A 25,486-nucleotide genomic window follows, 5' to 3' on the forward strand; every position below is an offset into this window, starting at 1 on the left:
TTTCAGCCTTGATCGTTATGCGTCGGCGCTGCTGCAGCTGTTGGATCCAAGGTCTTCAGCTGCACGTGCTCGTCGTCGATCAGGATCAGCTGCGCACTGCCACCATTATCCAGCCCTCAGGAAACGCCATCGCCGCGCAGGGTGCCAGCCACCGTGAGCAGCAGGAAGAGACCGCCCACGACCACCGCAAGGATGTGCCACACCCCGAAGCGGTCCAGCGCCCGCGTGTCCATGCCTTCATCACGATGGTAGCGCCGCAGGAGGCTGTTGACCGGCAACAGCGGGACGAAGGTGAACAGCGCGACCAGCCACATGGGATCGGGCAGTCGGCTGGCCACATACAGCAGGAAGTAGGCCACGCCCAGCAGGCCCGGTGCGATCGCCAGCGTGCGGCGGCGATTGGCGGCCACATCGCGCAGGTCGCTGAAGCACAGGAACGACCAGAGCGGTGAGAACCACGCGCGCGCCCACGGCCACTGATCTCCACCGGTTTCACGCTTGATCGCGCGCCAGTTGCGCCAGAACCAGTACACCGGATAGAGACCCAGCGTGGTCAGCGACAACGCCGCGATCTTCAGCGTGGGTGGTGCGTAGTACGTTGCGACGCCGTTGGTGGCGAAAGTCGCCGCCGGCAGTGCGGAAGACGCCGCCGGCGCGCGGTACGGATCGTGCATGTCCATATGCCCATCACCTGATACGTTGATACCGGCGAGGTGCCGGCGCCCCCTGCATCGCGGTGGCCCGCGACGGCGCGACTATCGCAGAGCCGCGCCGGCTTTTACAGCCCCCGCTCAGCGGATCTCGGAGATCTCCACCCCGTCCAGCCCCTGCGACAGCGTGCGTGCGTCGCCGCCCTGCGAGAGCTTGATGCGCAGGCGTACTTCATTCTGCGAATCGGCGTAGCGCAGGGCGTCTTCGTAGCTGATCTCGCCGGCCTGGTACAGCTCGAACAGGCTCTGGTCGAAGGTGCGCATGCCCAGCTGGACCGAGTCCTTCATCACTTCCTTGAGCTTGTGGATCTCACCGTCGCGGATGTAATCCTGCACCAGCGGCGTACCCAGCATGATTTCCATCGCGACCTTGCGCGTCTTGCCGTCCGGCGAGGGGATCAGCTGCTGGGCGACCACGCCCTTGAGGTTCAGCGAGAGATCCATCAGCAGCTGGTTGCGACGATCTTCCGGGAAGAAGTTGATGATGCGGTCCATCGCCTGGTTGGCGTTGTTGGCGTGCAGCGTACACAGCACCAGGTGGCCGGTTTCAGCAAAGGCGATGGCGTGGTCCATGCCCTCGCGGGTACGCACCTCGCCGATCATGATCACGTCCGGGGCCTGGCGCAGGGTGTTCTTCAGCGCCGCCTCCCAGCTGTCGGTATCGATGCCGACTTCGCGCTGGGTGATGATGCAGCCTTCGTGCTTGTGCACGAATTCGATCGGGTCTTCGATGGTGATGATATGGCCGGTCGAGTTGTGGTTGCGGTAGCCGATCATCGCCGCCAGCGAGGTCGATTTACCGGTACCGGTCGCGCCGACGAACAGGATGATGCCGCGCTTGGTCATCGCCAGCGTCTTGACGATCGGCGGCAGGCTCAGCTCTTCCACGGTGGGAATGCGCGTTTCGATCCGGCGCAGCACCATGCCGACCTGGTTGCGCTGGTAGAAGCAGCTCACGCGGAAGCGGCCGACACCGGACAGGCCGATGGCGAAGTTGCATTCGTGGGTCTTTTCGAACTCTTCGCGCTGCGCCGGCGTCATCACGTTCAACACCAGGTCGCGGCTCTGCTGCGGCGTCAACGGTGTCTGGGTGATCGGCGAGATCTTGCCGTTGACCTTGATCGCCGGCGGCATGCCCGCGGTGATGAACAGGTCCGAGGCCTTCTGGTGCGCCATCAGCTTGAGGAACGAGGTGAAGTCGATGGTGGTGGTGCTCATCGCGGTGTACTCCGGAGGTTTTCAGGAGCCGGCCAGCGGCCGGCACTACCACTATTCGAAAATCCGCTTGTCCTTGGCGTACTCGCGTGCCTGGTTGCGGGTGATCAGGCTGCGCTTGACCAGGTCCTGCAGGTGCTGGTCCAGGGTCATCATGCCCATCTGCTGGCCGGTCTGGATCGCCGAGTACATCTGCGCGACCTTGTCTTCGCGGATCAGGTTGCGGATGGCCGGCGTGCCGACCATGATTTCCCACGCAGCCGTACGCCCACCACCGACCTTCTTCAGCAGGGCCTGGGAGATCACCGCGCGCAGCGACTCGGACAGCATCGAGCGCACCATCGGCTTTTCGCCGGCGGGGAACACGTCGATGATGCGGTCGATGGTCTTGGCGGCCGAGCTGGTGTGCAGCGTGCCGAATACCAGGTGGCCCGTTTCCGCGGCGGTCAGCGCCAGGCGGATGGTTTCCAGATCGCGCAGTTCGCCGACCAGGATGATGTCCGGATCCTCACGCAGTGCCGAGCGCAGCGCTTCATTGAAGCCGTGCGTATCGCGATGCACTTCGCGCTGGTTGATCAGGCACTTCTGCGAGGTGTGCACGAATTCGATCGGATCCTCGACGGTGAGGATGTGGCCGTATTCGTTCTTGTTGATGTGGTCGATCATCGCCGCCAGCGTGGTCGACTTGCCTGAACCGGTCGGGCCGGTGACCAGGATCAGCCCCTGCGGCTGATCGATCAGCTCGCGGAAGATCGGCGGGCAGGCCAGGTCTTCCAGGGTGAGCACCTCGGAGGGAATGGTACGGAACACCGCACCCGCACCGCGGTTCTGGTTGAAAGCGTTGACACGAAAGCGCGCCAGCGAGGGAATCTCGAACGAGAAATCGACCTCGAGGAACTCTTCGTAATCGCGACGCTGCTTGTCCGACATGATGTCGTACACCAGCGCGTGGACCTGCTTGTGGTCCAGGGCCGGAATATTGATGCGACGGACATCGCCGTCAACGCGGATCATCGGCGGCAGGCCGGCCGACAGATGAAGATCCGACGCTTTGTTCTTTACGGAAAACGCCAACAGTTCGGCGATATCCATGCGCTGCTACTCCCCATGACTGCTGCGACTGGAAGGTTCTTTCCCCGGGCGGCAGTATAGAGCGAGATGTGCACAATACGCGCCAGCCCCTGATCCACCGGACCCGCCGTGACCCCCCAGCCTCTGCCCACCCTCCTGACGAACCTGCACAACGCGGCCGCGGCCGCCGGGCGGCCAGATCCGGTCCTGCTGGCGGTCTCCAAGACCCAGCCGGCCGAGGCCGTGCAGGCCCTGGCCGCGCAGGGCCAGCGCGCTTTCGGCGAGAACTACGTGCAGGAGGCGGTCGCCAAGATCGAGGCACTGGCATCGCTGGGCCTGGAGTGGCACCTGATCGGTCACCTTCAGTCGAACAAGGCCGAACTCGTCGCCCGCCATTTCGACTGGGTGCAGAGCGTGGACCGCCTCAAGCTGGTCACCGCATTGGCCGCGCATCGCCCGGCCGGCCAGCCGCCGCTGAACGTGCTGATCCAGGTCAACATCGACGACGAAGACAGCAAGCACGGCTGCGCGCCGGAGGACATCGATGCCCTCGCCACCGCCATCGCTGCCGCGCCGCAGTTGCGCCTGCGCGGGCTGATGGCGATCCCGGCCCCGTGGCCTGACGCTGAACGCCGGCAGGCCGCTTTCACCCGCATGGCCACGTTGTTTGCCAAGCTGGCGGCAGCGCACCCGCAGGTGGATACGCTGTCGATGGGCATGAGCAGCGATTACCCTGAGGCCATCGCCCATGGCGCCACCCTGGTCCGCGTCGGCACCGCGCTGTTCGGTGCACGCCCGCGACCGGCCTGAGCGCCCCGCCCGTTCCAAGGAGAGTTCATGAGCACGTCCCCCATCACCTTCATCGGCGGCGGCAACATGGCCCGCAGCCTGATCGCCGGCCTGGTCCGCCAGGGCGTGGCCCCGGCCAGCATCCATGTCGCCGAGCCGGTGACCGAGCTGCGTGACGCGCTCACGGCCGAATTCGGCGTCAGGACCTACGCCAGCGCGACCGAAGCTGCCGCGCAGGGCACCGTGTGGGTGCTGGCGGTCAAGCCGCAGGTGCTGCGCGATGTCTGCGCCTCGCTCACCGCCGTCGCCCACGGCAAGCAACCGCTGGTGGTCTCCATCGCCGCTGGCATCACCAGCAGCCAGCTGGACCGTTGGCTGGGCGGCGGCCACGCCGTGGTCCGTGCGATGCCCAACACGCCCGCCCTCCTCGGCGCCGGTGTCACCGGCCTGTTCGCCACTGCCACGGTCAGCGCCGCGCAACGCGCCCAGGCCGATACCGTGCTGGCCACGGCAGGGCGCACCGTGTGGATCGACGACGAAGCGCGCATGGATGCCGTTACTGCGGTCTCCGGCAGCGGCCCGGCGTACGTGTTCCTGCTGGCCGAAGCGATGGAGGCGGCTGGGATCGCGCAAGGCCTGCCGGCCGAGGCGGCCCGCACGCTGGTGGTGCAGACCCTGCTCGGTGCCTCGCGCATGTTGGATGAATCCGGCGAAGCGCCGGCCGAACTGCGTCGCCGGGTGACCTCGCCGAACGGCACGACCCAGGCGGCGATCGAAAGTTTCCAAGGCGATGGCTTCGAGGCGATCGTGGCGCGCGCGATCGACGCGGCGACCACGCGCGGGCAGGCATTGTCGGCGGCGAATGACTGACGACCAAGCGTCGCCACGCATGGCGTGGCGTTACCTTGGCCGCCCCCCTGACCGGGTAGAGCCACCCCTTGGGTGGCTGGCCCGCGATGCGGGAACAAGAAGCAGCCACGCGTGGCGTGGCTCTACCCCTACGTTTACGGGAGACATGCACATGAAGATCCTGCTTGTCGGTGCCAGCGGCACCTTGGGCCAGGCGGTTGCCAGTACGCTCGGCGTGCACCACGAACTGATCCGCGCCGGCCGCCACGGCGGCGACGTGCAGGTGGATCTCACCGACGACGCCAGCGTGCAGGCGCTGTTCGAGAAGGTGGGCAAGGTCGACGCGGTGATCGCCACCACCGGCCAGGTCCACTTCGGTCCGCTGGCGCAGATGCGGCCGGCCGACTTCAACCTGGGGCTGCAGGACAAACTGCTGGGCCAGGTGCGGCTGAGCCTGGCCGCCCAGCATCACCTCAACACCGGCGGCTCGATCACCCTGACCAGCGGCATCATCAGCGCCCAGCCGATCCGCGACGGCGCCAACGCCACGGCAGCCAACGCCGCGCTCGAAGGTTTCTTGCGCGCCGCAGCCTGCGAGCTGCTGCCGCGTGGGCTGCGCATCAATGCAGTCAGCCCGAACGTGCTGGCCGAATCGATGGACGACTACGGCGCCTACTTCCCGGGCTTTGAACCGGTGACGGCGCAGCGCGCGTCGCTGGCCTACCAGCGCAGCGTGGAAGGCATCCAGAGCGGGCAGGTGTTCACCGTCTGGTGAGGGCAGCCGGCCAGCGGCCGGCACTACGGGTGGCAAGCGGGGGCCCCCGCCGGCCGCTGGCCGGCACTACTCCCAGCGGCGCGGGCCGTCGCCCTGATCGCCAAGCGTGTCGCCGGGATTGGTAAGGCGGCAACGCTTCAACGACAGGCAGCCACAGCCGATGCAGTCGGTGAGCTGGTCGCGCAGCAGCAGCAACTGCTCGATGCGCTGGTCCAGCTCACTGCGCCACAGCGCCGACATCCTGGCCCACTCGGCCTTGGTCGGCGTTTTGTTCTCCGGCAGGGCGGCAAAAGCGGTCGCCACCGCCTCCAGCGGCATCCCGACCCGCTGGGCGACCCGGATCACCGCCAGCCGGCGCAGCACGTCGCGGGCGAAGCGGCGCTGGTTGCCGGCGGTGCGCAGACTGCGGATCAGGCCCTTGCGCTCGTAGAAATGCAACGCCGAGACGGCAACGCCGCTCCGTTTGGCGACTTCGCCTACACTCAGTTCCTGCGCGATCACTGCTTGACCTCAACCTTGGTTCAGGTGGCATCCTGCGCGCCGCCGGAGTGCACTGCAACCCCGGCCCTCCCCCCGATGTCTGGAATCCGCATGTCCGCTGACGCCTCCACTCCGCCCGCCACCGCTCCGGTGGAGGATGCCCCGATCCCCTCGATCCTGTCGCCGGCCTACCGGGCGACCACCATCGGCATGGTCGCGCTGGTCTCGCTGCATGGCTTCGAAGCGCTGGCAGTGGCTGCGGCGATGCCGACCGTTGCCCATGACCTGGACGGCCTGCGCCTGTACGCGCTGGCGTTCGGCGGCACCCTGGCCACCAGCGTGATCGGGATGACGCTGTCCGGCCGCTGGAGCGACCAGCGTGGCCCGGCACGGCCGCTGTGGCTGGGCCTGGCCTGCTTCGTTGCCGGCCTGCTGGTGGCCGGCTTCGCCCAGCACATGCCGGTGCTGGTGCTCGGGCGGCTGATGCAGGGCCTGGGGGCCGGCGCGATTTCCGTAGCGCTGTATGTGCTGGTCGGACGTTCGTTCCCCGAACCGATGCGGCCGCGCGTGTTCGCCGCCTTCTCGGCCGGCTGGGTGGTGCCCTCGCTGGTCGGCCCCAGCATCAGCGGCCTGATCGTGCAGCACCTGGGCTGGCGCTGGGTGTTCCTGATCGTGCCGCTGCTGGCCATCCCGGCGGCACTGCTGCTGCGCCCGGCCCTGCGCCAGGTGGGCACGGTCGCCACCGGCACCAGCAGCCGCAACGTGGTGCCCTGGGCGGTAGGGGCCGCCTTCGGCGCGCTTGCGCTGTACATCGGCGGCCAGCAGCAGGGATGGCTCGCCGTGGCACTGCTGGCCCCCGCCCTCGCCCTGCTCGCCCTGTGCAGCTGGAAGCTGCTGCCGACCGGCACGCTGCGCCTGCGTCGCGGCCTGCCCAGCGTGATCGCCCTGCGCGGGATCGCGGCCTCGGCCTTCTTCGGCTGCGAAGCGTTCCTGCCGCTGCTGCTGCAGCGCGAGCGCGGGTTGACGCCGGTCGTGGCCGGCGTGGCACTGAGCCTGGGGGCACTGGGCTGGTTCTCCGGCTCGTGGCTGCAGGGCCACCAGCAGCGTGGCTGGTCGCGCCGGCAACTGCTGCAGGCCGGTGCCTTATTGATGTGCACGGGCATCCTGGCCACCTCGCTGGCGATCCAGCCCGGCGTGCCGCTGTGGACGGCCATGGCCGGCTGGGTACTGACCGGGCTGGGCATGGGGCTGATCTATCCCAGCCTGTCGGTGCTCACGCTGTCGCTTTCACCGCCAGCGCAGCAGGGCGCCAACACCTCCGCCCTGCAGCTCAGCGAGGCCTTGGGCGTGGCGACCACGCTGGCCGTGTCCGGGTCGCTGTTCGCGCTGTTCCTGGAGGGCCGGGAGACGCTGGGCTACCTGCTCACCTTCGCGATCATGCTGGTGCTGGCCATGCTCAGCGTGGTGGTGGCGCGGCGCATCTGAAGCAGGAGATGCCACGCATCCTAAGGATGCGTGTCGCCGACCTCTTTCAGATCCTCGCGCAGGATGCGGCGGATCTCCAGCACGGCCTGCGGGGTCTCCTGCACGCTATGCCCGGAGATGATGACCTTCTCCGACACGGCGCCATCCAGGTGCGCGCTCCAGTACGGCACCAGGCCATCATCGGACTGCTGCAACGGCACCTCCGGTTTGCGCTGGGCGATGATCGAGTGGTACTTCAGCCCCGGCGTGATCGGCAGCGCGCCAGCGGCCTTCACGAACGGATCGCTGGCCTTGAGATTGTCGATGCTGTTGGGAATCTGCAGCTTGGTCGTGCTGTTGGCCGATTCGGATTCCTGCAGGGTCAGGAACACATCCTCGAACTTGCCCAGGATCGTGATCGGCAGGCGCACCAGCCGGCCGATCAGGCGCCCCAGCCGATTGCCCGCGATGTCGGTGCCCTTGTGCGGGGCCGCGATGAAGATCACCCGCTCCACGTTCGGCTCGGCGGTGAAATGCAGCAGGGGGCCGAGCTTGGCTTCCACCCGCTTCAAGCGCTCGCCCTTGAGGTCGTAGTTGGCCAGCAGGTCGTTCCACAGCACATCGCCGGAGGAGGTCACCAGCAGTCGCGCGAGCACGCCACCCATGCTGTGGCCGATGAACACCATGTCCTTGGCCGCCGGTGTGCTGCCGGTCGGGTCGAAGTGCTTGAGGGTGTTGTTGAAGGCCTGGTTGATCTCGTAGCGGTTCAGCGCGATGGGCGCGTTGGTTGGGTAATAGACCTGCCAGACCTGGAAATGACGGCGCAGCTCGGGATCGCCCATGATCTCGTTGGCCACGTTCACCCAGGCTTCCGGGCTGCTGCCCAGGCCGTGCAGCATGAAGATGATGCGGCGGTTCGGGTCCCACGGCTGCATCAGGTACATGTGCGGCGCACCGATGCCCTCGCTCATGCCGAACAGAGTGCGCAGCGACTGCGTGGCGAAGCCGGACTGGGCCAGCCACAAGCCGTAGGCCGCGGTGAAGTTGCCCGCCAGCGGCACTTTCTCACCGTGCAGGTCCACGCTCTCGGTGGACTCGGGCGAGTACACGTCGAACAGCACCTGGGTGGTATCGAGCACCTGCTGCAGGTTGTCGCCCTTGAAGCGCAGCAGGGCGGTGGCGTTGATCGCCGACATCTCGCTGTACTGCGGAATCTCCGCTTTCTCGCCATCGGCCGGTGCCACCAGCTTGGGCGGGTCCATGATCACCACCAGCTCGGCGCCGAAGCCATCGCGGCGATAGGTGCTGCGCAGGCCGGCGAAACTCACCGCCGAGGCGGACACCATCCGGGTCGGGATGCTCTGCATGCGCAGCTCATCGAAATCGGAGGTCAGCGTCCAGCGCTCACCGGCCACCGCGGCGTTGTAGTCCTCGCCTTCCAGCGCGCTCTCGCGGCTGCGCTTGAACACCACCGAGGCGGTCTGCTCGGCAGCGTAGTTGTAGTAATCGCGAACCTGGGTCTGGCGATCCTCGAAGGCGCGGTCCGAAGGCGTTCGGCCGCTGAAGAACAGGTAGGCGTAGGCATAGCGCGCAGCTTCCAGCCATGCATCCAGCGCCGCATCGGACATCGGCGTCTTCTCGCGGTCCTTGGGCTTGGGGGTCAGCGCCAGCGCGGTCTTCACCCACAGCTCGGACTGTGCGGACAGCCGCTGTTCCTCGGGCAGCACGTCGGTGTCTTCCAACGTCTTCTGGCAGGTGGCCACGTCCTTTTCGCACTGCGCCACGTCCATCCCGATCACGCTCAGCGTTTCCTGCGAAGCGGCACTGAGCTTGCCTGAGGTCAGCACGTCGCCGCGCTTGTTGGCCAGGTATTCGGTCGGGGCCACCTGTTTCATGGTGACCATCGCGCAGCCGCTGGAGAGCAGCAGCGAGAGCACCACGGCCAGTATCGGCAACGCGCGGTGCGGCAACAGCTTCAATGCGGAACTCATGGAACGCTTCCCTGCCCTGTCCCCGGGACGCCCCGGCGGATCACCTGTGAAAAATCATCGTCTGCATGGCTCGCCCGCGCACGGTCGGTAATCCGGCCGCGTGCCTTCAGCGTTTCGAACGGTACGCCCGGCGTGAGCACGCCCAGATCGCGCGCGTACTCGGCGAAGTAGCCCGAGGCCAGCAGCCGGTAATCCATCGGCAGGCCCGGCGCGATCTGCTTGGCCAGTTCGTACACGATGGTGGTGCAGTTGCTGGTCAACGTGTTGTAGAACGCCGGCGCGGCGTCGAGCTTGCGCGCCTCGCCAAGGTAGGAGACGAACAGGGCCTTGAGCTGCGCCTGGGTCATGCCGTGCAGGCGGTACAGATAGACGTCTTCGCCACGCGCGTTGGTACGCGTGCGCACGATGTCGGTTTCCTCCGAGGCGACCAGGGTCATCTCGAATTTGCGGAAGAACCCGCCCAGCGCGGAGAACGACTCGCCGCGCTCCTTGCGGATCTCCAGCGAGAACACCAGGTAGCGGCCATCGTCGAAACCGAAGGAGATCAGCGTGTGCGCGATGGCCGGCCCCATCCAGTAGGACAGGATCAGATCGGCCGAGCGCAGCTGGTCCAGGTTGTACTCGCGGCGCACCCAGCGCGCGTCGTAGTCGGTCTCGCTGCGCCAGGTGAAGTCACGGACGTTGTCGAGCACCACGCGTGGGCCATCCACCTCGACCACCTTCAGGCGCTGGGCGACATCGTCGGCCCAGATCCGGTCCTGGCGCGGGGTGAGCAGCAGCCACCAGATGCCCGAGGCGACCAGTGCCACGCCGTACAGCACGCCCGGCCAGCGCCCGGCGCGCGCGCGCGCGACGCCAACCGCACCGGTGACGGCGAACACCGCCCACAGGCCGACCAGCAGATACCGCAACCAGCCGGGCCCCGGCAGCTGGTAGGCCAGCAAACCGGTGATCCACAGCGCCGCCAGCAGCATCAGCAGCGCCAGCCCCCATCGTCCTGCCTTCTTCACGCATCGATCCGTCGTCTGTCCGGGGCGCTAGTTAGCCATAACCCCTGTGTTCGCCGCATGTCGAGCCTGTTCAGCTTCGACCCGGCGTTCACCCCCGACGCCGTCAGGGCCTGGCCTGGCCGCCCCGCGCGATCGCATACTGGGGCTACTCATTGGCTACCAGGGACGTGCCACCCATGCAGGGACTGACCACCATCGGGGGGGTGCCCATCCAGCGCCACCATCTGCTGCGCTGCCATTGCGGGGCCGTCGTGCTGCGCCTGCACCTGCCGGACGGCGTGGTCTCGCCCCGCCGCTGCGATTGTTCGATGTGCAGGCGCCGCGGCGCGATCGTGGCCTCGGCGAAGCTGGCGGATCTGGAGATCGTGCAGGGGCAGGACGAACTGCGGCTGTATCAGTTCAACACGCACGTCGCCCGCCACCACTTCTGCAGCGTGTGCGGCATCTACACGCACCATCAGCGACGTTCTTCACCGGATGAATATGGCTACAACGTCGGCTGCCTGGACGGCGTCAATCCGTTCGATATCGGACAGGTGCCGGTGAATGACGGGGTCAACCACCCCGCCGATGCCAACCGCGTTTAGCGACGGCCCGGGCCGATCTTCTGCCACGGGGCCATGCCCTTGCGCCCATGCAGCAGCGGGCGCTTGAGCGGCATCCGGCGCGGCATCGGGATGCCCACCCCGGGCGCGGCGGTATCGTCCTGGCGCAGCGACTCCGCGCGCTGGCCGACCAGCAGGGCCGCCACTTCTTCCAACCCGTTTCGCATGGTCCGAGCGACCGTCTGCAGGGGATTCATGGCATGTCTCCAAGCGGTGTGGGGACGATCTACGCTAATGGCCCGCCGGCATGGAGACCGTGAACGGAATGGGTCAAGAAGATGAAATCCGGGATCCGGGGCGCCCCGCCATTCAGTGTTCTGCCGCCCTATCCGGGCGGGGCTTGCCCAGCCGCCGCACCAGCACGAAGAACAGCGGCACCAGCACGATCGCCAGCAACGTGCCGGAGAGCATCCCGCCGATCACGCTGACGCCGATCTCGCGCCGGCTCACGGCGCCAGCGCCGGTGGCCAGGGCCAGCGGGATCACGCCGGCCACGAACGCCAGCGAGGTCATCACGATCGGCCGCAGGCGCAGGCGGGCGCCCTTCAGCGCCGCATCCACCGCTGAACTGCCCGCGCGGTACTCGGCCTCGGCGAATTCCACGATCAGGATCGCGTTCTTGGCCGACAGACCGATCGTGGTCAGCAGCCCCACCTGGAAGTAGATGTCGTTGACGAAGCCCGCCGCGGTGGTGGCGATCACCGTGCCGATCACGCCCAGCGGGATCACCAGCATCACCGCCACCGGCACGGTCCAGCTCTCGTAGAGCGCGGCCAGGCACAGGAAGATGAAGGCGATGGAGGCCGCATACAGCCACAACGTCTGGTTGCTGGACAGCTGTTCCTGGTAGGACAGTCCGCTCCACTGCAACGCGAACCCGGGCTGATCGGCCACCAGGGACTGCATCGTCTGCATCGCCTCGCCCGAGCTGCGCCCTTCGGCGGCACTGCCCTGGATCTGCATCGCCGGCAGGCCGTTGAAGCGCTGCTGCAGCTGGGGCCCGCGCGACCAGTGGCTGCTGGCGAAACTGGCGAACGAGGCCATCTGCCCGTTGCTGCCGCGCACATACCATTGGCCGATGTCATCGGGCACGCTGCGGTAGGGCTGGTCGCCCTGCACGTACACGCGCTTGACCCGGCCGCGGTCGAGGAAGTCGTTGACGTAGGTGCCGCCCCACGCAGAAGACAGCGTTGAATTGATGTCCGCCTGGGCCAGGCCCAGCGCACTGGCCTGCGCCTGGTCGATGTCCAGATGCAGCTCGGCCTTGTCGCCAAGGCCATTCAACCGCACCGAGGTGAGCCGGTCGTCATCGCTGGCGGCCTGCACCACCTTTTCCTGCGCCGCCTGCAGCGCCGGACGCCCGGCCGCGCTGTTGTCCTGCAGCCACAACTCGAACCCGCTGGACTGCCCCAGCCCACGCACCGCCGGTGGCGCCAGCACGTTGACCTTCGCATCGGGCAGGTTGCGGAAGTGCGCGTTGGCACGGGCAATGATGGCCCCGGCGCTGTGCTCGGCGTCGCGCTCGGACCACGGCTTGAGCGCCATGAACCCCTGCCCGGCGTTCTGGCCGGTGCCGGCGTTGTTGCGGCCGACCACCACGAACACCACGTCCAGGCTGTCTTTTTCATGCTCCATGAAATAGCGGCTGATCTGTTCGCCCAGCGCCTCGGTGCGCGCCATCGGCGTGCCTTCGGGCGTGGAGAACTGGAACGTCACCTGGCCCTGGTCTTCCACCGGCAGGAAGCCGGTCGGCATGCGCGCGTACAACGCGACCACCCCGATCACCAGCAGCACATAGAAGGCCATCCAGCGCCGCGGATGCGCCACGATCCCGCCCAGCTTGCCGCGATACCCGTTCTGGCTGCGCTCCACGCCGCGGTTGAACCAGGCAAAGAAACGGCCCGGCGGCTTCTGCGCGCTGGACGGCTTGAGCAGGGTCGCGCACAGCGCCGGGGTCAGCGTCAGCGCGACCAGCGCCGACAGCGCCATCGCCGAGGCGATCGTGATCGAGAACTGCCGGTAGATGATGCCGGTGGAACCGCCGAACAAGGCCATCGGCAGGAACACCGCGCCGAGCACCACGGTGATGCCGACCAGCGCACCGGTGATCTCGCCCATCGATTTTTCGGTCGCCTCGCGCGGCGGCAGGTGTTCCTCGTGGATGATGCGTTCGACGTTCTCCACCACCACGATCGCATCGTCCACCAGCAGGCCGATCGCCAGCACCATCGCGAACAGGGTCAAGGTGTTGATGGTGAACCCGGCCACCGCCAGCACGCCGAACGTGCCCAGCAGGACCACCGGTACGGTAATCGCCGGGATCAGGGTGGCGCGCAGGTTCTGCAGGAACAGGAACATCACCGCCACGACCAGCACGATCGCCTCGATCAGGGTGTGGATGACGCCCTCGATGGAGACCCGCACGAAGGGCGTGCTGTCGCGCGGGTAGGCCACTTCCAGCCCCGGCGGGAAGCTGGGACGCAGGCGCTCGATCTCCGCGCGCACCGCATCGGCGGTTTCCAGCGCGTTGGCGCCGGAGGCCAGCGTCACCGAGAAACCGGCCGCGGGATAGCCGTTGAGGAAGCTGCTGGTCTGGTAGTTTTCCGCGCCGATCTCCACCCGCGCCACATCGCCCAGGTGCACGGCCGCGCCGCTGGGCAGGGTGCGCAGGATGATCGCGCGGAACTGCTCGGCGGTCTGCAACCGCGACTGTGCGGTCACGGTCGCGTTGAGCGCCTGCTCCGGCCCGGTCGGCAATGCGCCCAGTTCACCGGCGGTGACCTGGGTGTTCTGCGCCTGGATCGCGGCACGCACATCCGAGGGCATCAGATCGAACGCGCGCAGCTTGTGCGGGTCCAGCCAGATGCGCATCGCATAGGGCGAGCCGAACACGTTGATTTCGCCCACGCCGGGGATGCGGCTGATCGGGTCCTGCACATTGCTGACCAGGAAATCGGAGACGTCCACCCGTTCCATGCGCCGGTGGGTGTCATACAGCGACACCACCATCAGCGAATCGCCCTGCGATTTGGCCACGGTCACGCCCTGCTGCTGCACTTCCTGCGGCAGCCGGTTGATCGCCTGGTTGACGCTGTTCTGCACCTGCACCTGGGCAATGTCCGGGTTGGCGCGCTGGTCGAAGGTGACCGTGATCCGCGCCTGGCCCGAAGACGAACTGGTGGAAGAGAAATACAACAGGTGGTCGATGCCCTTGATCTGCTGCTCGATCACCTGGGTGACGCTGTCTTCCACTGTCTGTGCCGAGGCGCCGGTGTAGTTGGCGGTGATGTTGACCTGCGGTGGCGCGATGTCCGGGTACTGCTCCACCGGCAGCTGGGTCACCGCGATGGTGCCCAGCGCCATGATGCAGATGGCCAGGACCCAGGCGAAGACCGGGCGGTGGATGAAAAAGCGCGGCAGCATCGGCCGCTCAGCCTTCGCCGGCCGGCGCGGCGGCAGGCGCCGGGGCCGGTGCGGCTGCGGTGGCGGGCTTGATGCGTACCGTGGCGCCTTCGCTCAGCCCCTGGCGGCCACTGAGCACGACCTGCTCACCGGCACGCAGGCCCTCGAGCACCAGCCACTGGTCGCCCACCGCACGCGCCGTGGTGAAGGTGCGTTGATGCACGCGGCCATCCGCCCCCACCACCCACGCCAGCGCCTCGCCCTTCGGGCTGCGGTCCACCGCTGCCTGCGGTACCAGCAAGGCCTGCTGGCGCGTGCCCTGCCCGACCTGGGCGCGCACGTACATGCCGGGCAGCAGCTGTCCCTGTGGATTCGGGAACTGCGCACGCAGGGTAATGCTGCCGGTTTCCTGATCGACATCGATGTCGGCGAATTCCAGCGTGCCGGCCAGCGGGTAGGCGGTGCCATCGGAGAGCTTGAGCTGCACCGGCGCGCGGGTCGCCTCCACGCCACCGGCGGCGATCGCCCGGCGCAGCGCCAGGTATTCGTTGCTGGACTGGGTGATATCCACGTTCATCGGGTCCACCTGCTGGATCCGCGCCAGCGGCTCGGCCTGGCCATCGGTCACCAGCGCGCCCGGGGTGAACAGCGCGCGGCCGATCCGCCCGCTGATCGGCGCGGTCACCCGGGCGAAGCCCAGGTTGGTACGTGCGGTATCGCGCACTGCCTGCGCCGCTTGCACCGCCGCCTCCGCCTGCTGGTGGGTGGCCACCGCGTCATCCACATCCTGCTGCGCTGCCAGCTGGCCCGCGCCCAGCTGCTGCATGCGCTGGGCACGCAGCCGTGCCGCCACCGCAGTGGCCTGCGCGGTGCGCACGTTGGCCTGCGCTTCGTTCACCGCGGCCTGGTACAGCGCCGGTTCGATCTGGAACAGCGGCTGCCCGGCCTTCACCCTCTCGCCCTGCTCGAACAACCGGGCCTGCAAGACCCCGGAGACCTGCGGGCGCACCTCCGATTCCTGCGACGCCACGGTCCGACCGGGAAGCTCCTGGGCCAGCGCCAGCGATTGGGCCTGCAGGGTCAGTACCGTCACCTCCGGCGCCGCGCCGGGCGCCTTGGGCGTCTGCTTGCTGCAGGCGCCCAGCGCCAACGCCGCCGCCAACCCCAGCAGCGTCAGACGCCAGGGGCCGGGCAACGGGCCAGAAGCCGGGGAGGACGGGAGCGGGTCGGTCATGGGGGGCGGGATTCCAGGCGAGAACGGGGCAGGCGGCCCGGATGGCAGGGCCACTGCTCGGGGCGAATATAGGAGAACCCGGGCGAGGATCCGGCGAAAACCGCATGAAACATTTTTCATTTGCAGTCCCCACAGGGGGTTGCGACGATGCACCCGTCCCAATCGTCAAAGTGGCCCATGCCGCGCGTACTCACTATCGAGGACGACCTCGTCACCGCCGAGGAAATCGCTACGGAACTGCGCAGCCACGGCTTCGAGGTGGACCGGGTGGGCAACGGCGAGGACGGCCTGGCGATGGCCGCCCGCGGGGACTACGCCGTGATCACCCTGGACCGCATGCTGCCGGGCATCGATGGCCTGGCCCTGGTCACCTCCCTGCGCCGCCAGGGCATCACCACCCCGGTACTGATGATCAGTGCCCTTTCCGACGTGGATGAGCGGGTCCGTGGCCTGCGCGCCGGCGGCGATGACTACCTGACCAAACCCTTCGCCTCGGACGAAATGGCGGCCCGCGTGGAGGTGCTGATCCGTCGCCACGGCCAGCCCGCCGTGACCGGCAACCAGCTGCGTGCCGGCGATCTGGAGCTGGACCTGATGACCCGCACCGCGCGCCGCGCCGGCGAGGAGATCCCCCTGCTGCCGACCGAGTTCAAACTGCTGGAGTTCCTGGTGCGCAACGCCGGCCAGGTGGTCACCCGCACCATGTTGTTCCAGGAGGTGTGGGGCTATCACTTCGATCCCGGCACCAACCTGATCGACGTCCACATCGGGCGCCTGCGCAAGCGCATCGACCAGCCGGGCCGTGCCCAGCCGATCCGTACCGTGCGTGGCACCGGGTATGTCCTGGACGACCATGTCTGATCACTGGCGTTCCTCCAGCAGCCGGCTGCTTGGGCTGTACTGCGTGCTGTTCGTCGCCTGGTCCAGCGTGCTGCTGGGCGTGATGTACTGGCGCGTCTCGGACTATCTCAACGACCTCGCCGAATCCGGCCTGCAGCAGCGCGCCCACCTGTTCGAGAAGTTCAACGGCCAGGCGCTGGACGATGCGCTGCGCGAAAGCCTGCGCTACGACCTGCACGGGGCGTATGCCTATGGCATCTTCAGCCGCGCCGGGGAGCCGCTGGCCGGCCCGCTGCTGGCGATTCCCGGCGACCTGCGCATGGATGGACATGCCCAGGCAGTGGATAGCTGGTCATTGCGCAGCGGCCCGATCAATGCCCCCGGGCGCGCGCTCGGGGTGGAAACCCAGGATGGCCGGCTGCTGGTGTTCGTGCGCCAGAGCGGCAAGCTCACCGCGGTCAACAGCATCATCCTCGATGCACTGCTGTGGGGCGTTTCGCTGACCATCATTCCCGGCCTGGCCGGCTGGCACATCCTGCGCCGGCGCCCGTTGAAGCGGATCCAGGAGATAGAGGCCGCGACCAAGCGGATCATCGCCGGCGATCTCGGCCAGCGCCTGCCGGTGTCCGGGCGCCCGGATGAGATCGACCGCCTGTCGAGCATCGTCAACGCCATGCTCGAACGCATCGAGCAGCTGATGACCGAAGTCAAAGGCGTGTGCGACAGCATCGCGCACGATCTGCGTACCCCGCTCACCCGCCTGCGCGCGCATCTGTACCGCACCCGTGTCGGGCTGGAGGAAGATGACCCGCGCGCGGCGCAGCTGGACAAGGCGCTGGACGAAACCGACCGGCTGATGGCCCGCTTCGGGGCGCTGCTGCGCATTTCCGAACTGGAAAGCCACCAGCGCCGCTCCGCCTTCGTCGAACTGGATGCGGGCGAGCTGCTGCGGGAGCTGCATGCGTTCTACCTGCCGCTGGCCGAGGAGAAGGACCAGCAGCTGCTGCTGGAGATCGACCCGCAGGTGGGCACGTTGTGGGGCGACCGCGAGCTGCTGTTCGAAGCATTGGCCAACCTGCTCTCCAACGCGCTGCACTTCACCCCCACCCAAGGCCGGATCGTGCTGCGCGCGGTGGACGACCGCGGCACACCGCGGATCGATGTGATCGACAATGGACCGGGCATTCCACCGCAGGACCGCACCCTGATCTACCAGCGCTTCTTCCGCGGCGGCAGTGGCGGCGAGTCCACCGAGGGGTTCGGGTTGGGGCTGTCGATCGTGGCCGCGATTGCCGGCCTGCACGGCTTCCGGGTCCGCGCCGGGGATGCCCCCGGGGGCGGGGCGTGGTTGAGCATCCGCTGTGCGGCCGAGGGCCTTCGCTGAACGAGGGCGCATCGCGTCTGGCCGGTCTGGCCGGTCTGGGGGGAGGCTCTTTTGTATTCCCACCCGGCATCCGGATAATCCGTCGCGACCTGCCCGCCGGTCGCAACACCGCGTGCCTCCAGCCATCGCCCGAGAGCCTTCATGCAACGTGCCACCATCAAAGCCTGGTTCCTGATCCACAAGTGGACCAGCCTGGTCTGTACCCTGTTCCTGTTGCTGCTGTGTCTGACCGGCCTGCCGCTGGTGTTCGGCGAGGAGATCGCCCACCTCAGCGAGCCAGAGGTGGTCACCACGGCGGCCGATGCCACGCCGCGTGATCTGGACGCGCAGGTGCGCACCGCACTGGCGCAGTATCCCGGCGATGTGCCGCTGTTCGTCGGCTGGGATCCGGACGCACCCACCGTGTACGTCAACACCGGTGCACGTCCGGACACCCCGCCACCGCAGATGCACACCGCGCTGCTGCACGCGACCACCGGCGAGGTGCTGCCAGCCGCGCAGTTCAACGAAGGCGTGATGTACTTCCTGTACCGGTTGCACACCGATCTGTTCCTCGGCCTGCCCGGCATGTTGTTCATGGGCGCGATGGGGCTGCTGTTCGCGGTGGCGATCATCTCCGGCCTGGTGTTGTATGGCCCGTTCATGCGCAAGCAGCGCTTCGGCACGCTGCGCACCGGTCGCAACCGCCGGTTGGCCTGGCTGGACCTGCACAACGTGTTGGGCGTGGTCACCCTTGGCTGGGCACTGGTGGTGGGCGTCACCGGCGCCATCAACACCATCGCCAAGCCGCTGGAACAGGCCTGGCAGAGCGAGCAGCTCGGCGAGTTCGCGGCCCGCTATGCTGGCCAGCCACGGCCGGCCACGCTGGCCTCGCTGCAGGCCGCCGTGGACACCGCACGTGCCGCCGAGCCCGGCATGCGCCCGGCCTTCGTCAGCTTCCCCGGTACCGGCTACAGCGGTGAACACCACTATGGCGTGTTCATGCAGGGCAACACCGCCCTCACCGAGCGCCTGTACCGCCCGGTGCTGATCGATGCCAAGACCGGCGAGCTCACCGCGCAACCGCAGTTGCCGGCCTACATGAGCGTGTTGCTGCTGAGCCAGCCGCTGCATTTCGGCGACTACGGCAAGCTGCCGCTGAAGGTTTTGTGGGCCCTGCTGGACCTGCTCACCATCGCGGTGCTGATCAGCGGCCTGTATCTGTGGGTGAAGCGTGGCAGTACCGACGCACGCGTCACCGAGATCGAGCGCGCCGCGCAGCATGGGGGTGCCGCATGAGCGCACCGCTGAAACCACCGCGCAGCCCCTTCATCGCCCCGGCGTGGATTGCACTGGCCAGTGTGGTCGGCCTGGTCAGCGCGCTGATCGGCGACGGGCTGTTGGACCTCATCTCCTGGCTCGTGTTCACCGCGTTGATCGCGCAGTTTCCATCGGCAACATACCGTCGATTCGGCAACCAGCGTATCCCGGGGTACTGCTTTCCCCGCGTCGCAGCGGTCGACCAATGCGCTGTGGCGCGCCGCCCATCGAACGTCCCCATCTGCGCGGCGACAAGGGCACCGTTGCAGATGGTGACGATCGTCGCCCCTTGGCCGGACTGCCGCTTCAGCCACGCGATGAGGCGCGGCGTAGCGGCCTGCGCGGGCACGATGATGTAGTCGGCCCCCTCTGGATGGATCACATCGAACTGCGCCACCGTGGTGTCCGTCGCGATCCGGAACCGTGGCCGCCCGAGGTCGGTAAATGTGGACAGCGGCCCCGAGTCGAGCGTCACCGCGGACACATCGAGGGTGCCGGTACGGGACAGGATCGCGAACGGCACCAGGAAGTCGCTGACCTCCACGCCGATGTTTTCCCCCACTACCGCGATCACGGCCCGGGCGCGGCCGGGCCTTGGACGATAGGCGGGGATCACCGACTCCTGGGTGGAAGAGGCACTCGACGCTTGCTCGGCGGGTCGCGTCGTTCTGGCTGGCGGCCCTGCACATCCGGCCAGCACCACAGATACAGCCCACGCGGCATGCAGACCGCGTCCAGGGAAAGTGCGAGATACCATGGTGCTGCCATAGGTAAGTGATGTGCGTGCATTCTTTGCTCCCTGCGCCACGGCAACAATGTCGCGGTTGCGTCATTTCCTGCCATGACCCTGTCCTTCCGGTTGAGGAGAGACCGCCAGCTACGCTTCGATGCCTGCCGCGAAGTCCGCCTTGAGCAGGTCCGGCTCACGCGCAGCGTGGGTGCACAGCGCTGAGATAGTGAAGCTTTGGCGCCGTGACATCCGCAGCAAGGCCAAGCAGCGCAGGTGACCACCAACCTTCCTTCCTGCTCATGCAGGCCGAGGGACAGCGGTGCAGCGCGATCTCCTCAGTGGCCAAAATCCATTGCGATCCGTCGGGTCATCGAGCGGATCTTCCCGCTCCTGCAGACCGAGGTCGCCTTGGCCAGGTGCTCTTTGCAAAATCTCCGTACGCGTCTGCTCCTGACCAAAAGCGGACTCCGAACACTGTCAGCACATCTGTGAATGCCGAGCTGACGGGCCGACGTGTCCGTCCAGCCAGGCTCACTGCTACTTGATCTTCAGCTCCGGCAGAAGAGCGTCAACATCAACCAGCTCCAGGGACTTGACCATGTGCAGCGTCCCGTTCTTGTACTTGAGGAAGTGCGGACTCTTCAGATGCTGCTCGTAAGCCTCACGACTCGCATAGATTTCAAGGATCGTCAGCCGAGTAGGATCTTCCTTGTCAAAAACCGCATACAACGACAGCACGCCTGGCTCAAGCGCCATTGAGGCGCGAACTTCTTCCGCCAACTCGTCTCGATAGGCGGGCAGATGGTCTGCATCAACGGTGATCTTTGATAGTCGTGTCATCTGTGCCTCCTCCGCTCCAACACGGAAGGAGCACGCCAACATACTGAACAACGTGGCCATGATGATCTTGTTCACTTGGGTCTCCCAGGTGCGCATGACAGTAAAGAAGTCTTTCGCGCAGGCATCATTCTTTCCGCACTTCCAGCTGAGTTTGAATGCCGACGCGAACACGTTCCGCGGCCTCCACGCCGACGTGCGCTTCGAGCACATCAGCCAGCTGGTACAAATGCTCTGGCCGCAGTCCGATGTTCATGCTCATGCCTATGTGAGACTGCAACTGAGGGCCCACCCCGGACATCGCCGCCAGCATGCTGACCGTGGCCAACTCACGGCTCTGCCAATCCAGGTTGTCGCGCTCGAAGATGTCGCCAAACAGGTGCGTACGCAGATAGTCGTTTGCCTGCGGTGCGAAATCGAACAATGGCCCTGAGACCGGACCACCAGCCAGCTTGGTCTGATTCGCGGTGCCTGCAGCGAGCAACGCGGCGCCCTTGGGGATCGGCTTGGCAGGTTCGCGGCCAGCTTCATCCTGGATGCCCCTCTGCCTGCGCGCCTCCGCCACCTTCATCAGTCCGGTCAACGCGTTCAGGCTGCGCGGAAAGCCCGCATAGGCGTAAACCTGCACGAGGATTTCTCGCGCTTCGGCAAGACTCAGCCCCGCGTCCAAGCCTTGATTCAGCGCCTCCCGAAGGCTATCCATGTTGCCGGCAGCTGCGGAGGCGCTGATCGGAATGATGGCTTGCTGGCGGGAATCCAGTTCGGTGGTAGGACCCCCGTCTGAGTTGACGTTCATAGCTTCTCCTTCGTGTGCGAAAGGCGGCATTGAGCGGATCGATGCGGACCGTGCCCGTAAACCAGTCCGTCGATCCTTTGATGGACGCTTGGGCGCCATGGCGTTTGATTTCCATGTAGCTCACCCATTTGTGGTGTGGTTGGGCATGCAACCAACGGCTACTCGGACTCAATCCGAACCGCGAGCGGACCTTCCGTGCGAAGGACCTGCAGTCCTCCTTCGATTCGACCCAGTCGGATCAAACCCTTCGAGTACGCAAATGGCCTGTGGAAAATCGCCAGATTTCCCCACGGCGCATAAAAGGCGATGTCGCCCGCCGCCGGCGTGAATCCCTCCGGCTCACCCGCCACACTGAGACGGCGCGGAAGCTGCGCGATTCTCTCGTTCGCGGCGTAGTCCTCAAGCTGCAGCGTCAGCGGCAACTGGGCGATGAACTCGCGCGCCGGGATACTGTCTTCCATGGTGGCCGACAGCACCTGATCGTTGATGATCAGTCGAATCTTCATGGAATGAACTTCCGGGTTTGACTCTACCTTCCTGGCTGCAATGGCGTGATGAGCGGGCTCGGCAGAGCATGCCGCTATTCCCCCGAATGCAAGCAGGAGGCAAAGTAGCTTTCCTGTGAACGACGTAACGCGCCTCATCAGCCCCGTGCCTCCACAGCGACCACCGGCCCGGGCGTGGTCGCCCGGTCGGACGCCGTGGCATAAGCGAGCAGCGCGGCGCACAGCAACAGGCCAGCACTGGCCAGGAACGTACTGGCAAAGCCGAGACTGTCAAACAGCAGTCCGCCCACGGTCGAGCCAAGTGCGATGGAGCACTGCACCACCGCCACCATCAGCCCGCCGCCGGCCTCTGCGTTGTTGGTGAAAGTGCGGGCCAGCCAGCTCCACCAGCCCACCGGCGCGGCCGTTGCCAGCAGGCCCCATGCCGAGAGCAGTGCGGCGGTCGGCCAAAGCTGGTGCCCCAGTGGAACCAAGGCCACAGCAATGAGCGCCATCAAGGCTGGAATGGTCACCAGCGTTCGGTAAAGCCCACGCCTGATGAACGCGCCAATGACGAGCGTGCCCACGAAGCCACTTATGCCGATGGCCAGCAGCACCAGTGGTACAGCAGACGCTCCTGCACTGGTCACCCGCTCCAGGAACGGCCGCACGTAGGTGAACAGGGCAAATTGCCCCATGAAGAAGGCACCGCAGGCAAGCATGCCAAGTGCCACCACACGCCGCCGGAACAGCGCGACCAAGCCGCCTTGTGACTGCCCGCTCTCCGCGGGCATGGAGGGCAGACAAACCCACTGCCATGCGAGAGCTATGGCAGCCACCGGCAGAAGGCACAAGAAAGCGCCGCGCCATCCGATCATGCCGCCCAGGTAGCTGCCCAATGGCGCCGCAACTACCGTTGCAAGCGCGTTGCCGCTATTGAATATCGCCAAGGCTCGCGGAATCTTCGCAGCCGGAACCAGCCGCATTGCCGTTGCGGCAGACAGTGACCAGAACCCACCGATCACCACGCCGATCAGTGCACGCCCCATCATGTAGACCGGATAGTTCGGAGCCAGGGCCACCACCACACCCGACACTGCCATCAATGCGGTGAGGATCAGCAGCAACGTTCGTCGATTCATGTTGCCCGCCAACCGGGAGATCAACAGGCTGGTCAGCACCGCAAAGGCTCCCGAAATGGCAATGCCGTACCCGGCAAGCCCTTCGGTCACGCCCAGATCTGCCGCCAAGGGAGTAAGCAGGCTCACCGGCATGAATTCCGAGGCTATCAACGCGAAGACGCACAACGTCATCGCGAGCACGCCCCCCCAGTTGGCGCGATCTGCAATCGCGTGTGTGCGGCTCATTTCCCGGCCAGGCCGCGCTGGAAGAACGTCGTCAGTTTCTCGAAGGGAATCAGGTTGGCGCGGTCATACAGGTCCACGTGACCCGCACCCTTCACCCAGTAGAGTTCCTTCGGTTGGCCGGCCCTTTGGTATGCGTCTTCGCTGAACTCGCGTGAATGTGCGGCGTCGCCGGAGACGAACAGCATCGGCCGGGGTGAGATGGTCTCGATGTCATTGAAGGGATAGAAGTTCATGAATTTGACCAAGCTGCTGAAGAGCGGCTGGGTCGTCAGCTCTGCCGTATCGCCCTTTGGCGTGTAGGCGCCGCGCGGGGTACGGTAGAAGTCGAAAAACTCGCGTTGGATGGCAGGGGTGTCAGCATCGAGTTTGTTCACCGTGCCTGGCACGTACACTGCCGCCCCGCCCTTGAACTCTGCCAGGCGCTGGCCCGTTGCGGACTGGATCATCGTCTTGCGCTGCTCCAGCGATTGCCCGTTGTTCAGCCCCTGCCGTGCCGCCGCACCCATGTCGTACATGCTCACCGTAGCAATGGCCTTGATGCGCGGGTCGATCTTGGCGGCGCTGATCACAAAGCTGCCGCTGCCACAGATGCCCAGGCCGCCAATCCGATCCGGGTCCACATAGGCCTGCGTACTCAGGAAGTCGACGGCCGCACTGATGTCGTCTGAATAGATTTCCGGCGCCACCATGTGCCGCGGGGCGCCGCCGCTCTCTCCCCAGAAGGAAAGATCGATCGCCAGCGTAACGAAGCCCTGTTCGGCCAGCTTCTGCGCGTAGAGCTGCGAGCTCTGCTCCTTCACCGCGCCCATCGGGTGGCCAACCACCACGGCGGGCGCGCGGCCGCCGCGAGGCAAGCCATGAGGGCGGTACAGCGTGCCTACCACTTCCATCTGGTACTGGTTGTGGAAGCTGACGCGCTCACCCGTGACCGTGGGGCTGCGGTAGAAGTTGTCTGCCCCGGCCGGACGGGCTGCCCCAGGCGTTTCGGCAGCCATGGCGGGAAGCGGAAGTACGTAGCTGGCAAGCAGCGCCAGCAGCAACGTGGTCGGTTTCATGCGAGTGCGGCCTCGGTTGGGGGGACTGAGGTCGCCACGATAGGCTCCGCCCGCTACTGCGATAAGCCGGCTGAAAGTTGATGCATTGTTGAGTTGAGCTCACAATTGGTCCATGAGCGCCGTGAAGACCAATGATCTGCAAGCCTTTCTGGTGGTGGCCCAGGAGCAGAGCTTCACCAAGGCCGCCGTTCGCCTTGGGGTGACGCCCTCTGCGCTGAGCCATTCGATGCGGTTGCTGGAAGAGCGCCTGGGCATTCGCCTGCTGGCCCGCACCACCCGCAACGTTTCCCCCACTGAAGCCGGCGAGCGCCTTATGCGCTCCATCGCACCGCACTTCGAGGCTATCGGTGCCAGCGTGGAAGCATTGGGGGACCTGCGCGACCGGCCGGCGGGAACGCTACGGATCTCCTGCACGGATGATTCGATGGAGACCATCATCCGACCACGGCTTGCCGGGTTCCTGGCCGAGTACCCGGACATCACGCTTGAGTTCTACGTGGATTACGGCTTTACCAACGTGGTGGAGCAGCGTTTCGACGCTGGCATCCGGCTCGGGGAAGCGCTGAGCAAGGACATGATCGCTGTCAGGGTCGGACCGGATTGGCGGCTGGTGGTGGTTGGATCCCCCGGCTACTTCCAGAAACATCCCAAGCCCAGGAAGCCCGCCGACATCACCCGACATCGTTGCGTACACATCCGGCATCGCCCAAACGGTGCAATTTACGCGTGGGAGTTTGAGGAGAAGGGCAAGGAGTTCACGGTGCGCGGCGATGGACCGTTGGTCTTCAACAGCATGACCCACGTCATCAATGCCGCCATGGACGGCCTGGGTTTGGCCTATGCGCCCGAGCCGATGGTCGCCGAGCATATCGCGGCGGGCAGGCTGGTTGCCGTGCTCGATAAGTGGTGCTTACCCTTCCCCGGCTACCACCTTTACTACCCAAACCGCCGGCAGCCCTCGCCCGCATTTACGGCGCTGGTTGGGTGGCTGAGGCTGGAATGAGGAGGAGCAGAAAGCTCGGATTGAATCGCCCAGTGTGTCGATACCGCCCGGGCAGTGGCGCTACCTGCTGGTCGGCGAGAAGTTCTGGGCTCCAC

General features: G+C 66.3%; 24 protein-coding genes. 9 read left to right on the forward strand and 15 right to left on the reverse strand.

Annotated features, from left to right (window positions below; all coding sequences use genetic code 11):
* Positions 1–116: 116 nt before the first annotated feature.
* The 3 genes from C0R07_RS13335 to C0R07_RS13345 form a co-directional block, all read right to left on the reverse strand.
* On the reverse strand, positions 117–680 hold the full coding sequence (locus tag C0R07_RS13335; protein ID WP_019185387.1) for a hypothetical protein: 564 nt from the start codon (positions 678–680) through the stop codon (positions 117–119).
* Between the two features lie 111 nt (positions 681–791).
* The gene (locus C0R07_RS13340) at positions 792–1,928 is read right to left on the reverse strand and encodes a PilT/PilU family type 4a pilus ATPase (protein WP_019185386.1); all 1,137 of its coding nucleotides are present in this window, start codon (positions 1,926–1,928) and stop codon (positions 792–794) included.
* A 51-nt stretch (positions 1,929–1,979) separates the two neighbouring features.
* On the reverse strand, positions 1,980–3,017 hold the full coding sequence (locus C0R07_RS13345) for a type IV pilus twitching motility protein PilT (protein ID WP_019185385.1): 1,038 nt from the start codon (positions 3,015–3,017) through the stop codon (positions 1,980–1,982).
* Positions 3,018–3,125: 108 nt separating this feature from the next.
* Here C0R07_RS13345 and C0R07_RS13350 point away from each other — a divergent pair, with 108 nt between their 5' ends.
* The 3 genes from C0R07_RS13350 (at position 3,126) to C0R07_RS13360 (ending at position 5,409) form a co-directional block, all read left to right on the forward strand.
* Positions 3,126–3,806 carry a YggS family pyridoxal phosphate-dependent enzyme gene (locus C0R07_RS13350; protein ID WP_019185384.1) on the forward strand — a complete coding sequence of 227 codons (681 nt, stop codon included), beginning with the start codon at positions 3,126–3,128 and terminating at the stop codon, positions 3,804–3,806.
* A 27-nt stretch (positions 3,807–3,833) separates the two neighbouring features.
* Positions 3,834–4,655 carry a pyrroline-5-carboxylate reductase gene (gene proC / locus C0R07_RS13355; protein WP_019185383.1) on the forward strand — a complete coding sequence of 274 codons (822 nt, stop codon included), beginning with the start codon at positions 3,834–3,836 and terminating at the stop codon, positions 4,653–4,655.
* A 151-nt stretch (positions 4,656–4,806) separates the two neighbouring features.
* A complete protein-coding gene (locus C0R07_RS13360) occupies positions 4,807–5,409 on the forward strand; it encodes a short chain dehydrogenase (protein ID WP_102789126.1) in 603 nt (200 codons plus the stop codon).
* A gap of 66 nt (positions 5,410–5,475) precedes the next feature.
* Here the strand turns inward: C0R07_RS13360 and soxR are convergent, their stop codons facing one another.
* The gene (gene soxR, locus C0R07_RS13365) at positions 5,476–5,910 is read right to left on the reverse strand and encodes a redox-sensitive transcriptional activator SoxR (protein WP_172838051.1); all 435 of its coding nucleotides are present in this window, start codon (positions 5,908–5,910) and stop codon (positions 5,476–5,478) included.
* A 90-nt stretch (positions 5,911–6,000) separates the two neighbouring features.
* Between soxR and C0R07_RS13370 the strand changes: the two genes are divergently transcribed.
* Positions 6,001–7,374: an MFS transporter gene (locus C0R07_RS13370; protein ID WP_102789127.1), complete on the forward strand. Its 1,374-nt coding sequence runs from the start codon at positions 6,001–6,003 to the stop codon at positions 7,372–7,374.
* A gap of 20 nt (positions 7,375–7,394) precedes the next feature.
* Here C0R07_RS13370 and C0R07_RS13375 read toward each other — a convergent pair whose 3' ends face one another.
* Positions 7,395–9,344: an esterase/lipase family protein gene (locus tag C0R07_RS13375; protein WP_070426768.1), complete on the reverse strand. Its 1,950-nt coding sequence runs from the start codon at positions 9,342–9,344 to the stop codon at positions 7,395–7,397.
* Positions 9,341–10,318 (reverse strand): DUF4105 domain-containing protein, encoded by a 978-nt coding sequence (locus C0R07_RS13380; RefSeq protein WP_019185378.1) that lies wholly within the window; start codon positions 10,316–10,318, stop codon positions 9,341–9,343. The genes C0R07_RS13375 and C0R07_RS13380 overlap by 4 nt, the downstream gene beginning before the upstream one ends.
* Before the next feature lie 212 nt (positions 10,319–10,530).
* On the opposite strand from C0R07_RS13380, the gene C0R07_RS13385 reads away from it, so the two are divergent.
* Positions 10,531–10,941: a GFA family protein gene (locus tag C0R07_RS13385; protein ID WP_019185377.1), complete on the forward strand. Its 411-nt coding sequence runs from the start codon at positions 10,531–10,533 to the stop codon at positions 10,939–10,941.
* Here C0R07_RS13385 and C0R07_RS13390 read toward each other — a convergent pair.
* The 3 genes from C0R07_RS13390 to C0R07_RS13400 form a co-directional block, all read right to left on the reverse strand.
* Positions 10,938–11,156, reverse strand: a complete 219-nt coding sequence (locus C0R07_RS13390) for a hypothetical protein (RefSeq protein ID WP_235319017.1) — start codon at positions 11,154–11,156, stop codon at positions 10,938–10,940. The two genes, C0R07_RS13385 and C0R07_RS13390, sit on opposite strands and share 4 nt — an antisense overlap.
* A gap of 112 nt (positions 11,157–11,268) precedes the next feature.
* Positions 11,269–14,382, reverse strand: a complete 3,114-nt coding sequence (locus tag C0R07_RS13395) for an efflux RND transporter permease subunit (RefSeq protein WP_019185375.1) — start codon at positions 14,380–14,382, stop codon at positions 11,269–11,271.
* 7 nt (positions 14,383–14,389) lie between these two features.
* Positions 14,390–15,595 (reverse strand): efflux RND transporter periplasmic adaptor subunit, encoded by a 1,206-nt coding sequence (locus C0R07_RS13400; protein WP_051010540.1) that lies wholly within the window; start codon positions 15,593–15,595, stop codon positions 14,390–14,392.
* A 177-nt stretch (positions 15,596–15,772) separates the two neighbouring features.
* Here C0R07_RS13400 and C0R07_RS13405 point away from each other — a divergent pair, with 177 nt between their 5' ends.
* The 3 genes from C0R07_RS13405 (at position 15,773) to C0R07_RS13415 (ending at position 19,097) form a co-directional block, all read left to right on the forward strand.
* Positions 15,773–16,456, forward strand: a complete 684-nt coding sequence (locus C0R07_RS13405) for a response regulator transcription factor (protein WP_019185373.1) — start codon at positions 15,773–15,775, stop codon at positions 16,454–16,456.
* Positions 16,449–17,819, forward strand: a complete 1,371-nt coding sequence (locus C0R07_RS13410) for a sensor histidine kinase (protein WP_102789128.1) — start codon at positions 16,449–16,451, stop codon at positions 17,817–17,819. Before C0R07_RS13405 ends, C0R07_RS13410 begins: the two co-directional genes overlap by 8 nt.
* A 141-nt stretch (positions 17,820–17,960) precedes the next feature.
* Entirely contained in the window at positions 17,961–19,097 is a 1,137-nt protein-coding gene (locus C0R07_RS13415) for a PepSY-associated TM helix domain-containing protein (RefSeq protein ID WP_070473878.1), read from the forward strand.
* On the opposite strand, the gene C0R07_RS13420 is transcribed toward C0R07_RS13415, so the two are convergent.
* The 6 genes from C0R07_RS13420 to C0R07_RS13450 all read right to left on the reverse strand — a co-directional run bounded on the left by C0R07_RS13420 (position 19,054) and on the right by C0R07_RS13450 (position 24,388).
* Entirely contained in the window at positions 19,054–19,734 is a 681-nt protein-coding gene (locus tag C0R07_RS13420; RefSeq protein WP_254427848.1) for a DJ-1/PfpI family protein, read from the reverse strand. The genes C0R07_RS13415 and C0R07_RS13420 overlap by 44 nt on opposite strands.
* Before the next feature lie 651 nt (positions 19,735–20,385).
* Positions 20,386–20,763 (reverse strand): putative quinol monooxygenase, encoded by a 378-nt coding sequence (locus tag C0R07_RS13425; protein WP_202803186.1) that lies wholly within the window; start codon positions 20,761–20,763, stop codon positions 20,386–20,388.
* Between the two features lie 49 nt (positions 20,764–20,812).
* Positions 20,813–21,481 (reverse strand): carboxymuconolactone decarboxylase family protein, encoded by a 669-nt coding sequence (locus C0R07_RS13430; protein WP_102789130.1) that lies wholly within the window; start codon positions 21,479–21,481, stop codon positions 20,813–20,815.
* Positions 21,482–21,639: 158 nt separating this feature from the next.
* Positions 21,640–21,987 carry a cyclophilin-like fold protein gene (locus C0R07_RS13440; RefSeq protein WP_102789131.1) on the reverse strand — a complete coding sequence of 116 codons (348 nt, stop codon included), beginning with the start codon at positions 21,985–21,987 and terminating at the stop codon, positions 21,640–21,642.
* Positions 21,988–22,124: 137 nt separating this feature from the next.
* Complete coding sequence (locus tag C0R07_RS13445) at positions 22,125–23,333, reverse strand: MFS transporter (RefSeq protein WP_070473891.1); 1,209 nt, start codon at positions 23,331–23,333, stop codon at positions 22,125–22,127.
* Complete coding sequence (locus C0R07_RS13450; protein ID WP_102789132.1) at positions 23,330–24,388, reverse strand: alpha/beta hydrolase; 1,059 nt, start codon at positions 24,386–24,388, stop codon at positions 23,330–23,332. Before C0R07_RS13450 ends, C0R07_RS13445 begins: the two co-directional genes overlap by 4 nt.
* Before the next feature lie 112 nt (positions 24,389–24,500).
* On the opposite strand from C0R07_RS13450, the gene C0R07_RS13455 reads away from it, so the two are divergent.
* On the forward strand, positions 24,501–25,391 hold the full coding sequence (locus tag C0R07_RS13455; RefSeq protein WP_070473895.1) for a LysR family transcriptional regulator: 891 nt from the start codon (positions 24,501–24,503) through the stop codon (positions 25,389–25,391).
* Positions 25,392–25,486 lie beyond the last annotated feature (95 nt).

The organism is Stenotrophomonas bentonitica, from assembly GCF_002887735.1.
Classification (GTDB): domain Bacteria; phylum Pseudomonadota; class Gammaproteobacteria; order Xanthomonadales; family Xanthomonadaceae; genus Stenotrophomonas; species Stenotrophomonas bentonitica_A.

Coding starts and splice junctions, on each gene's coding strand:
- C0R07_RS13335 (WP_019185387.1), bottom strand. CDS start 680: ATGGACATGCACGATCCGTACCGCGCGCCGGCGGCGTCTTCCGCACTG.
- C0R07_RS13340 (WP_019185386.1), bottom strand. CDS start 1,928: ATGAGCACCACCACCATCGACTTCACCTCGTTCCTCAAGCTGATGGCG.
- C0R07_RS13345 (WP_019185385.1), bottom strand. CDS start 3,017: ATGGATATCGCCGAACTGTTGGCGTTTTCCGTAAAGAACAAAGCGTCG.
- proC (WP_019185383.1), top strand. CDS start 3,834: ATGAGCACGTCCCCCATCACCTTCATCGGCGGCGGCAACATGGCCCGC.
- C0R07_RS13360 (WP_102789126.1), top strand. CDS start 4,807: ATGAAGATCCTGCTTGTCGGTGCCAGCGGCACCTTGGGCCAGGCGGTT.
- C0R07_RS13370 (WP_102789127.1), top strand. CDS start 6,001: ATGTCCGCTGACGCCTCCACTCCGCCCGCCACCGCTCCGGTGGAGGAT.
- C0R07_RS13375 (WP_070426768.1), bottom strand. CDS start 9,344: ATGAGTTCCGCATTGAAGCTGTTGCCGCACCGCGCGTTGCCGATACTG.
- C0R07_RS13380 (WP_019185378.1), bottom strand. CDS start 10,318: ATGCTGCTGGCGGCGCTGTGGATCACCGGTTTGCTGGCCTACCAGCTG.
- C0R07_RS13385 (WP_019185377.1), top strand. CDS start 10,531: ATGCAGGGACTGACCACCATCGGGGGGGTGCCCATCCAGCGCCACCAT.
- C0R07_RS13390 (WP_235319017.1), bottom strand. CDS start 11,156: ATGAATCCCCTGCAGACGGTCGCTCGGACCATGCGAAACGGGTTGGAA.
- C0R07_RS13395 (WP_019185375.1), bottom strand. CDS start 14,382: ATGCTGCCGCGCTTTTTCATCCACCGCCCGGTCTTCGCCTGGGTCCTG.
- C0R07_RS13400 (WP_051010540.1), bottom strand. CDS start 15,595: ATGACCGACCCGCTCCCGTCCTCCCCGGCTTCTGGCCCGTTGCCCGGC.
- C0R07_RS13405 (WP_019185373.1), top strand. CDS start 15,773: ATGCCGCGCGTACTCACTATCGAGGACGACCTCGTCACCGCCGAGGAA.
- C0R07_RS13410 (WP_102789128.1), top strand. CDS start 16,449: ATGTCTGATCACTGGCGTTCCTCCAGCAGCCGGCTGCTTGGGCTGTAC.
- C0R07_RS13415 (WP_070473878.1), top strand. CDS start 17,961: ATGCAACGTGCCACCATCAAAGCCTGGTTCCTGATCCACAAGTGGACC.
- C0R07_RS13430 (WP_102789130.1), bottom strand. CDS start 21,481: ATGAACGTCAACTCAGACGGGGGTCCTACCACCGAACTGGATTCCCGC.
- C0R07_RS13440 (WP_102789131.1), bottom strand. CDS start 21,987: ATGAAGATTCGACTGATCATCAACGATCAGGTGCTGTCGGCCACCATG.
- C0R07_RS13445 (WP_070473891.1), bottom strand. CDS start 23,333: ATGAGCCGCACACACGCGATTGCAGATCGCGCCAACTGGGGGGGCGTG.
- C0R07_RS13450 (WP_102789132.1), bottom strand. CDS start 24,388: ATGAAACCGACCACGTTGCTGCTGGCGCTGCTTGCCAGCTACGTACTT.
- C0R07_RS13455 (WP_070473895.1), top strand. CDS start 24,501: ATGAGCGCCGTGAAGACCAATGATCTGCAAGCCTTTCTGGTGGTGGCC.